Source organism: Sodalinema sp., from assembly GCF_046483825.1.
Taxonomy (GTDB): Bacteria; Cyanobacteriota; Cyanobacteriia; order Cyanobacteriales; family Geitlerinemataceae; genus Sodalinema.
In genome coordinates this window covers 1-10293 of record NZ_JAWOCL010000127.1, presented here as the reverse complement: position 1 = coordinate 10293, position 10293 = coordinate 1, and the positions used below count along the sequence as shown (strand labels likewise).

Genomic DNA, 10293 nt, shown 5'->3' with positions numbered 1-10293 from the left:
TCACTACTACCCATATACTCGTCCATGGTCGTTTCCCAGTCTCCTGCCAGCGAACACGCCGAACAGCCGATTCGCCTTCCTCGTACCAGCGAGTCGGACTCCATCAAACGGATTCGCCATACCGCCTCCCACGTCATGGCGATGGCAGTACAACGGTTGTTCCCCGGAACCCAAGTGACCATCGGCCCCTGGACAGAGTATGGCTTCTACTACGACTTCGATCGCCCCGAACCCTTCACCGAGAAAGATCTCAAAGCCATCAAAAAAGAGATGGTGAAGATCATCAAAAAGAAACTCCCCGTGACCCGAGAAGTGGTTAGTCGAGACGAAGCCCAAGCGCGAATTGAGAAAATCCAAGAACCCTACAAACTCGAAATCCTCGCCGACATCAAAGAAGAACCCATCACCGTCTATCACCTCGGCGACCAATGGTGGGATCTCTGTGCCGGTCCCCACGTCGAAACCACCGGCGACCTACACCCCAAAGCGATCGACCTCGAAAGCATCGCCGGGGCCTACTGGCGCGGCGACGCCAAAAACCCCCAACTGCAACGGATTTACGGAACCGCCTGGGAAACCCCCGAACAACTGCAAGAATACAAACGCCGCAAACAAGAAGCCCTCAAACGAGATCACCGCAAACTCGGCAAAGAACTCGGCCTGTTTGTCTTCAACGACACCGTGGGTCCCGGCCTGCCCATGTGGACCCCCAAAGGGACCCTACTGCGGTCCACCCTGCAAGAGTTTCTCAAACAAGAACAACAAAAACGGGGGTATCAAGACGTCGTCACCCCTCACATCGCCCGTGTAGACCTGTTCAAAACCTCCGGCCATTGGCAGAACTACAAAGACGATATGTTCCCCATGATGTCCGACGAGGACTCCACCATCGAAGATGAGCGGGGGTTCGTCCTCAAACCCATGAACTGCCCCTTCCACGTGCAACTCTACAAAAACGAATTGCGCTCCTATCGGGACTTACCCATCCGCTACGCCGAATTTGGCACCGTCTATCGTTACGAACAATCCGGGGAACTCGGCGGACTAACTCGGGTGCGCGGCTTTACTCAAGATGACTCCCACCTCTTCGTCACCCCCGACCAACTCGAAGCCGAATTTCTCAGCGTGGTGGACTTGATTCTAACGGTCTTCCAAAGCTTGCGTTTAACCAACTTCAAATCCCGCCTCAGCACCCGCGACGCGGACTCTGACAAATATATTGGGTCTGACGCCGCTTGGGACAAAGCCGAGAACGCCATCCGCCAAGCCATGGAATCGCGCGGCATGAGCTACTTTGAAGCCCCCGGAGAAGCCGCCTTCTACGGTCCCAAACTGGACTTCATTTTCCAAGATGCCCTCGAACGGGACTGGCAACTCGGGACCGTGCAGGTGGACTATAACCTCCCCGAACGCTTTGAACTCGAGTATGTGGCCGAGGACGGGTCTCGTCAGCGTCCCGTGATGATTCACCGCGCCCCCTTCGGCTCTCTGGAGCGTCTCATCGGGATTTTGATCGAAGAGTACGCCGGAGACTTTCCCCTCTGGTTAGCCCCCGAACAGGTGCGGCTGTTGCCCGTCAGCGATGAGTTTTTACCCTTCGCCAAAGACGTCGAAGCGCAAATGCTGGCCGTTGGCATTCGTGCTAAAGCCGATACCAGTAACGAGCGTTTGGGGAAACAGATTCGCAATGCCGAGAAGGGCAAAATTCCCGTCATGTGTATTGTCGGGGCGAAGGAACAAGAATCCAACTCTCTCAGTGTCCGCACTCGTGCGTCTGGGGAGTTAGGGGCCTTGGAAATTCCTGACGTGATTGAGAAACTCACCACGGCGTTACAGACTCGCGGCGATTTCTAATTGGTTCTAAGAAGAACCCACCCCTTGCCCCTCCCAGGAGGGGAAAAACAACTTAGGGGCGTTCCCTTGTGGGCGCCCTCTTCAGGGAGCGCCGGAACACCGGGACAGGAACCATTTCTGTATCTCCCCGGTTGATCCCCTGGGTTATAATGACCTGTGGCGTTACGGCTGGCTCCTGGGGCTTGCCGAGTGTCCTTTCAAATCAATTTTCTTATAAAAACCTGCACTCAATCCATACGTATGACTGTACTGAAACGCTGGCTAAAACTCGCACTCCTCGTCACCCTACTGCTTCCCCTCTCCTTGGGACTCAGTGCCGCCTGGTGGGATAGTGATGATGGTGGGGGAGACCGCCAGAACTATCGCCAAAGCCGGATGCCCCAAGGGGATGCGGTGACCGATCCAAAAGCCCTGCTACAATATGCTCTCCCCATCGAGAATGACTCGGTGCGACGGATTCAAGAACAAATTGAGGATATTGGGCGACAGCTTCGCGCTCGTAAACGCTGGTCTGCGGTGAGTCGGGATGTTCGCGGGGCCAAATCCACGCTGGCCTACCGCCGGGATGAAATCCTAGAGGCGGTGGTTCCCTCGCAACGGGAGGCGGGACAGGAGTATTTAGAACGCCTCGATGAGCAGATTCGTGAGTTGGAAGCGGTTGCAGAAACGCAAAATCGTGAAGAGGCTTGGATTGTTCGCCGTAAGATTCTCAACACCCTGGGCGAGTTGCAATCGTTGATGGTGGGCGAGTTCCCCTTTGAGATTCCCGAGGAATACGCCGATTTACCCCAACTCAAGGGACGCGCCACGGTAGAAATGACCACCAGTCAAGGGGACTTAACGATGGTGGTTGATGGCTATAATGCCCCGATTACCGCCGGAAACTTCGTGGATTTGGTGCAACGGGGCTTTTATGATGGCATCGACTTTGTACGGGCTGAAGCCAATTATGTCTTACAGGCCGGTGATCCGCCGGGGCCTGAGGATGGGTTTGTAGACCCGGAGACGGGTGAGTATCGCACGATTCCCCTAGAAATTCGAGTTCGCAGCGAGAATGAGCCGATTTATGGCTTTACCCTCGAAGAAATTGGCCTCTATCGTGAACAGCCGGTGCTGCCGTTTTCCGCCTTTGGAACTCTGGGGATGGCACATCGGGATCTCGATGCCAATAGTGGCTCGTCTCAGTTCTTTTTCTTCTTGTTTGAGCCGGAGTTAACCCCAGCTGGGCTGAACTTGCTCGATGGTCGCTATGCGGCGTTTGGCTATGTGGTTGAAGGAGCTGAGGTCCTCGAAAACCTCGGCCGGGGCGATCGCATCGAATCGGCTCGCGTCGTCGATGGCGCACAATACTTACAAAAGGGTGAATCATAAACAGTTCGGGAGTCGGGCTGGCCATTAAATAGGTTTTAATAGCGGCTTCATTCGCCGGCCCGCTTCCCCAGGTTCGATTCGAGTTCATCATCCCTGAGTCCCCCTGAGTCCCTATGCACGCAGATGCTTCCCCTGATCCGACGGTTCTGGAGGTTCGTAATCTTCAGGTTCAATTTCAAACCGGTGAACGCTTGGTTCATGCCGTCAATGATGTCAGTTTTCAGGTTCCTCGGGGTCAAACTCTGGGCATTGTGGGCGAGTCAGGATCGGGGAAATCCGTCACTTCTCTGGCGGTGATGGGATTAGTCCCGAGTCCTCCGGGTGAGGTAACGGGGGGAGAGATTTGGTTTAGGGACCCGGTGGTGGGCGATCGCGTCAACCTCTTAACTCTGCCCCCCAAGCAACTGCGACGCTATCGGGGGGGACGTATCGCCACCATCTTTCAGGAACCGATGACGGCCTTGAATCCGGTCTATAGCATCGGGTTTCAGTTGGTTGAGGCCATTCGCCTACATCGTAAAATTTCTAAAGCCGAGGCCCAAGAACAGGCGATCGCCCGGCTGCAAGAAGTGAAGTTACTCCCCGGTGAGGAGCAGCTTCAGGACGAGGTGTTAGCGGCTCTGGGAGGGGTGGGGGCGGCTCCTGGACGGCGACAAGTCTTGCAAGAGATAGAACGGCGTAAACAGAGCCTGCTCAACCGCTATCCTCATCAATTCTCCGGGGGACAACTGCAACGGGTCACCATTGCCATGGCGATCGCCTGTGACCCGGCCCTCCTGATTGCCGATGAACCCACCACGGCCCTGGATGTGACGGTTCAGGCGACGATTTTGCAACTCTTGCGGGAGTTGCGATCGCGCCATCAGATGTCCATGATCTTCATTACCCATGATCTCGGCGTCATTGCCGAAATCGCCGATCATGTCGCCGTCATGTATCAGGGCCAAATCGTCGAAACCGGCAGCCTGAGCGACATTTTCTCCCGTCCACAACATCCCTACACCCAGGGACTTCTAGCCTGTCGCCCCCAGACAGAACTACGATTGCGCTGTCTCCCCACCATTGCCGACTTCATGACGGCCCAAGCACAGACCTCGCCACCGCCTGCCAACGATGAGCAACCCCAGGTTGCAGAACGGGATGGTTCTCCTGCTAAAGAGTCCCAAAGCGACCCTTCAGCGACCGAGGAAGCCTCAGAAACCGATAATTCCGACTCAAATCTCATTCAGGATTCTCCCCTGACCTTACTGACCAATCCCGAAAACCGCATCTCAGACCTAGAGATGGCCCAGCGCCTGGCTCATCTACAGCGACAACCGCCCTTACTACAAGTCGAGAATCTACAAGTCGGATATCCGGTGCGCGGCGGTCTTTTTGGCAAAACCCAACGCTACGCCATGGCCGTCAACGGCATTTCCTTCCATGTCTATCCTGGAGAAACCCTAGGTCTTGTCGGAGAGTCCGGTTGCGGAAAAACCACCCTGGCTCGCACCTTATTACAGTTAATCGAACCCACCAGTGGCCGGATGTTCTTTGAAGGTCAAGACATTACCCATCTCAAAGGTAAGCGACTGCAAGGCCTACGCCGTAACATCCAAGCGATTTTCCAAGATCCCTTTAGTTCTCTCAATCCTCGCATGAGCGTCGGGGCGGCGATCGCCGAACCCCTGAAAATTCACAACGTCGGTGGTGGACCACGACACCGGCGGGAACGCTGCATTTGGCTCCTCGAACGAGTCGGACTCAGCGCCGACTGTCTCAAACGCTATCCCCACGAGTTTTCCGGCGGACAGCGGCAACGGGTGTGTATCGCCCGGGCCTTAGCCCTCAATCCCAAATTTGTCATCTGTGACGAATCGGTTTCCGCCCTCGATGTCTCCGTACAGGCTCAAGTCTTAAATCTCTTGCGGGAACTGCAAGATGAGTTCGGCTTGACCTATATTTTCATCTCCCATGACCTGAGCGTGGTGAAGTTTATGAGCGATCGCATCATGGTCATGAACCAAGGCAAAATCGAAGAAATTGGTGCCGCCGACCGCGTCTATCGCGAACCCGAGCGAGACTATACCCGTCAACTCATCGCCTCAATTCCCAATCCAGCGGCCCTGTTGCAACGTGCCTAACGCCCAAAATTTTCAACAAATTGCTACAGTTTCCCCGAGAGTTCACCCATCCGCCTCCAAGAGTCGGTAATATCTTGGGTATACCCTGAGGTGAGTTCCTTGCAACGCCTCAGAAAACCCATTAGAACCTGGTTAGGGGAGTGACTGTATGCCCATGCAACTCAATCCGTCGAAATTCCCAATCCATTGGGGAATGGTCCTGGGTGCGATCGTCTGCACCCCACCGGCGATCGCCTCGACGGTCTCATCAGCGTCCAATCTGCCCACCTCATCATTAAACCCAACACCGGGACTTGAAGCCCCTAAACTCGCTCAAGGTTTTAACTTTGAAACCCAAAGTCCCACTCGCTTCATCCCCATTCTCGGTCCCATTCCCAGACAGCGGCCAGAAGTCTATTCCCCCGAAATCCTAGAACGCCTCCGTTCCGGCTTTTTCCTCGGGGGTGACTTTGGCATCGACAGTGCCGAAGGAATCTCCGCCGGATTACGTCTCGGCTACCGTGACGAAGAGGGGCGTTCTATTGTCTTCACCGGCGAGGGGGGAGAATTTCTCGCTGGTGCCGATGTCACCTATACTCAAGCCGCCTTCAGCGGCGATGAAAATGGAGACGGCCGGCGAGTCGGCTACCGCCTCTCAGCCAACTTCAACAACACCCGCGACGACGCCTTTCTCAGCGACGACGATGACGAGGATGTCCGCGAAGTCTTCCTACCCATCGGTGACGAACATGAACCCTGGGTTAACCGGATTGGCTTTGAGAGCCAAGTCGTCGTTCCCGTTAGCAGCACCACCGTGCTAATGCCCGGACTCAGCTACGAAAAAATCCGTATCCAAAACCGGGCCTTCGACGACGACCTCTTTCCCGTTGACGAAGAAGGCAATCAACTCTCCGCCAGCGACGATGGTAAAGACGATATTGTACTACTGAGTCTATTTGCCCTACAAGACAACGCCAGTCGCGACGAGTACGGCTTTCCCCTCTCAGGTAACGTCTTTCAATTGGGAACCGAACAATCGATTCCCACCGGAAACAGCACCCTTGACTTCAACCGTCTCAGTGCCGGTTATGTCCAATATCTCCCCGTCAGCCTCTTCGGATTTGCCGAAGGACCCCGCACCCTGATTTTAGGACTCCAAGGCGGAACTATTCTCGGAGATGTCCCCGGTTATGAAGCCTTCAACCTCGGGGGATTTAACTCCGCCCGAGGCTATGGCCAAGGTGACGTCGGAACCGCGAGCAGCTTCATTCAAGCCCGGCTAGAATACCGCTTCCCCATCGCCGTTACGCCCGGCGGATTTTTTGAGGAATTGCGCGGTAGTCTAGGGGTTCAATATGTCTCGGATTTCGACACCGCCTCTGATGTCATCGGTCGTCCGTCTGAAGTACGTAACGAACCCGGCGACGGTTTCGGATTTAGTGTCGGCTTACACTTCCTCGACCTAGATGTCCCCGTTGTGGACACCTTACGGGTCACCGCTGGGGTCAACGATCGCGGCGACTTCCGAGCCTATTTCTCCATCGGCCCGGCGTTCTAAGCCGTTATTGGTTTTGGCCTCCCGTAGGGGCGAAAAATCTTTCGCCCCTACAATTTTGTGCTTCATGCCACCAATTACCGTATGTCCATAATCGACCTCTACTCAACCTTCAGTAACATCTCGATGATATTTGATGTTCATTGTGCGTCTTTCGGGTTTAGATAATAGAGAAAATTGACGGCAGATTATATCCGTCGCCGTAGGGGCGAAAAATTTTTCGCCCCTACAATTTTGTCCTTTATGCCACCAATTACCGTATGTCCATAATCGACCTATCCTCTTCAGTAACATCTCGATAATATTTGATGTTCATTGTGCGTCTTTCGGGTTTAGATAATAGAGAAAATTGACAGCAGATTATATCCGTCGCCGTAGGGGCGAAAAATTTTTCGCCCCTACAATTTCGTGCTTCATGCCACTAATTATGGGTTTGAGTATAATTTGTCCTGTTGCCATGTGCAGGGATTATTGTGGATGTATTCCCGAATTTGCTGCAATTCGTATTCCTGGCGAATGATATGTTCCCAATAATTGCGTTGCCAGGTCTGGTAGATTGTGGTGTTTTGCCGCATCCATTTGGTTACACCAATTTTGAATCCCCGCACAATCGAACCAATGGTTTTTGAAGTCCCATGTGGTCTAGGTTGCAGTTTAGAGGCCCGTAGATGTTTCGCCGCCATAGGTGGGGCATCAACAATCCAAATAATACCATGGAGATGATTTGGCATTATTACAAATTCGTCTAATTGAACATGGGGAAAATGAGTTGGGATATCCTGCCAACATTGATGGACAATCGCCCCTTTTGGGTTAAGGTGCATCACACCATTTGTAATTTTCCCGAAGATACATTCTCGGTTGTGGGTGCAGAGGGTCAGGAAATAAGCACCCCTTTGGGAATAATCATATCCACGCAATCGAATTGACTGGCGATGGTGAATATCTCGATTATATTTGATGCTCATCGTGGGTCTTTCGGGTTTAGGATGATAGGGAAAATTGACGGCAGATTATATCCGTCGCCGTAGGGGCGAAAAATCTTTCGCCCCTACAATTTTGTGCTTCATGCCACCAATTACCGTATCTTGATAATAGACCTATCCTCTTCAGTAACATCTCGATAATCTTTGATGCTCATCGTACGTCTTTCGGGTTTAGGATGATAGAGAAAATTGATGGCAGATTATATCCATTGTCGTAGGGGCGAAAAATTTTTCGCCCCTACAATTTTGTCCTTTATGCCACCAATTACCGTATCTTGATAATCGACCTATCCTCTTCAGTAACATCTCGATGATATCTGATGTTCATTGTGCGTCTTTCGGGTTTAGATAATAGAGAAAATTGACGGCAGATTATATCCGTCGCCGTAGGGGCGAAAAAATTTTCGCCCCTACAATTTTGTCCTTTATGCTACTCCCCCTTCACCGCCGTTTTAACCCGTTTCCGTCGCCGCAGGGGAATCGACTCAAAATGCAACTGATTCTCCCGCGCATCGGCACAAATCAGAGAATGGGGAGAAAACTGACCACTGAGAATGGCCCGACTCAAAGGACGCACCAGCAGCCGTTCCACCGTCCGCTCAATCTCCCGAGCGCCTAACTCGGCATTGTAGCCCTGTTCCATCAGCAACTCATAGGCCGTTTCCGTCAGTTTGAGCCGCAAATGTTGCCGTTGTAGCCGTTGGCGAACCTGCTCAATCACTTTCTCAACAATTTGTCGTAACGTGTCCACCGAGAGGGGATCGAAATAGACAATTTGTCCGATGCGGTTGAGGAGTTCGGGCCGTAGAGATTGCCGTAAACTCTTGAAAATCCCCTCACGATAGCGTTGACGATCGCCCGCCTCAGACTCCCCAGACTCCAAACCAAACCCTAACGTCCCCTGAGAACTCACACTGGCCCCCAAATTGGAGGTCATGATAATAATCGTCTCCCGGAAGGACACCTGATGTCCATGACTATCCGTGAGCCGTCCTTCATCCAAAATTTGCAGGAATAAATCCAACACCTGGGGGTGAGCCTTCTCAATCTCGTCGAACAGCACCACACTGTAGGGATGGGTGCGAATAGCCCCGGTTAACTGGCCTTCCCCTTCATGGCCAATATATCCCGGCGGTGCGCCAATCAAACGAGAGGTGGAACTCGGTTCCATATATTCCGACATATCCACCCGAATCAGTTTTTGGGGACTGTCAAAGAGAAATTCCGCTAAGGCTTGCGCTAACTGGGTTTTGCCGGTTCCCGTCTGTCCCACAAATAAAAACGCTCCCACCGGCTTCTGAGGCGCTTTTAAGCCGGCCCGAGCGGTACGAATGGCGTCAGCTACCGCTGCGATCGCCTCATCTTGACCCATCACCTGTTTTTGCAGGGCGCTTTCGAGTCGCAACAGGCGCGATCGCTCGTCTTCGGAAATCTGTTCTAAGGGTAAACGACATTGATGGGCCACCACCCGCGCAATATCGCTGCGGCTAATCGAACGTGGACCCGATAGCGGAACCCCTTTCTGAGCCAAAATCCCCCCTGAATCTAAACGGGCCTCAGCACAGGCGCGATCGATCACATCAATGGCTTTATCGGGAAAACGGGAATCACTCACATAGCGGCCCGTCAACTCCACCGCCGCCGCCAAGGCGCTATCGTGAATTTTCAGATCATGGTGACGTTCAAACTGCGATCGCAACCCTTGTAAAATCGCCTGAGTCTCCTCAGCCGTCGGTTCCGACACCCAAACCACCTGAAAACGACGTTCTAAAGCCCCATCCTTCTCAATGGTCTGGCGATATTCCCGAACCGTCGTCGCCCCAATACAGTGAATTTCCCCCCGGGCCAGAGCCGGTTTGAGGATATTGGCCGCATCACTGGCCCCCGTTCCCCCAGCCCCTAACACCGTGTGGATTTCATCAATAAACACAATCGTATCCGCCGCCGAACTGGCCTCGCGAATCAGGGCCTGAATCCGCTCCTCAAACTCCCCTCGATACTTCGAACCCGCCAATAGCGACGCCATCGACACTTCCACCACACGCTTCTGTCTCAGGGCTTCGGGGGGTCCCGAGGAACTGGACAACCACTGAGTTAAGCCTTCCACAATGCAAGTTTTCCCCACACCGGGATCGCCAACGAGAATCGCATTGCGTTTGCGCTTCTGCATCAAAATACTCGCCAGAGCCAGAATCTCCGTCTGTCGCCCCACCACCGGATCGAGTTGACATTTGCGAGCCAACTCCGACAAATCCCGACCAAAACAGTCTAGGAGCGGTGTGGCCGGTTTTTCCAAATCCTGATAGAGTGGGTCGCCATCGAGGAGTAAATGAGGGTCCGCCGGAAGCGCATCCAAGGCCCATTCCGCCCCATCGCCGAAGGGGGTATCCACACCACAGGCGCTCATTTCCGAGAGGAGGTCATC

The 10293-nt window shown here is 53.5% G+C and carries 6 protein-coding genes; 4 read left to right on the top strand and 2 right to left on the bottom strand.

The genetic code is table 11. The features are described 5' to 3' along the window. The first annotated feature begins 24 nt into the window (after positions 1–24). The 4 genes from thrS (at position 25) to R6U67_RS08170 (ending at position 6885) form a co-directional block, all read left to right on the top strand. Positions 25–1854, top strand: a complete 1830-nt coding sequence (gene thrS / locus R6U67_RS08185; RefSeq protein WP_410252090.1) for a threonine--tRNA ligase — start codon at positions 25–27, stop codon at positions 1852–1854. A gap of 240 nt (positions 1855–2094) precedes the next feature. After that, positions 2095–3225: a peptidylprolyl isomerase gene (locus tag R6U67_RS08180; protein ID WP_410252088.1), complete on the top strand. Its 1131-nt coding sequence runs from the start codon at positions 2095–2097 to the stop codon at positions 3223–3225. A 113-nt stretch (positions 3226–3338) separates the two neighbouring features. Next, positions 3339–5348, top strand: a complete 2010-nt coding sequence (locus tag R6U67_RS08175) for an ABC transporter ATP-binding protein (RefSeq protein ID WP_410252087.1) — start codon at positions 3339–3341, stop codon at positions 5346–5348. Between the two features lie 148 nt (positions 5349–5496). Further along, positions 5497–6885: a BamA/TamA family outer membrane protein gene (locus R6U67_RS08170; RefSeq protein ID WP_410252086.1), complete on the top strand. Its 1389-nt coding sequence runs from the start codon at positions 5497–5499 to the stop codon at positions 6883–6885. Positions 6886–7307: 422 nt separating this feature from the next. On the opposite strand, the gene R6U67_RS08165 is transcribed toward R6U67_RS08170, so the two are convergent. Both R6U67_RS08165 and R6U67_RS08160 read right to left on the bottom strand, forming a co-directional pair. Then, the gene (locus R6U67_RS08165) at positions 7308–7844 is read right to left on the bottom strand and encodes a transposase (RefSeq protein ID WP_410252089.1); all 537 of its coding nucleotides are present in this window, start codon (positions 7842–7844) and stop codon (positions 7308–7310) included. A gap of 454 nt (positions 7845–8298) precedes the next feature. Next, positions 8299–10293 (bottom strand): AAA family ATPase (locus R6U67_RS08160; RefSeq protein WP_410252085.1); only part of this gene is annotated, 1995 nt, incomplete at its 5' end.

Excerpts from the sequence above, each read along its gene's own strand:
- thrS (WP_410252090.1), top strand. The coding sequence starts at position 25 with ATGGTCGTTTCCCAGTCTCCTGCCAGCGAACACGCCGAACAGCCGATT.
- R6U67_RS08180 (WP_410252088.1), top strand. The coding sequence starts at position 2,095 with ATGACTGTACTGAAACGCTGGCTAAAACTCGCACTCCTCGTCACCCTA.
- R6U67_RS08175 (WP_410252087.1), top strand. The coding sequence starts at position 3,339 with ATGCACGCAGATGCTTCCCCTGATCCGACGGTTCTGGAGGTTCGTAAT.
- R6U67_RS08170 (WP_410252086.1), top strand. The coding sequence starts at position 5,497 with ATGCCCATGCAACTCAATCCGTCGAAATTCCCAATCCATTGGGGAATG.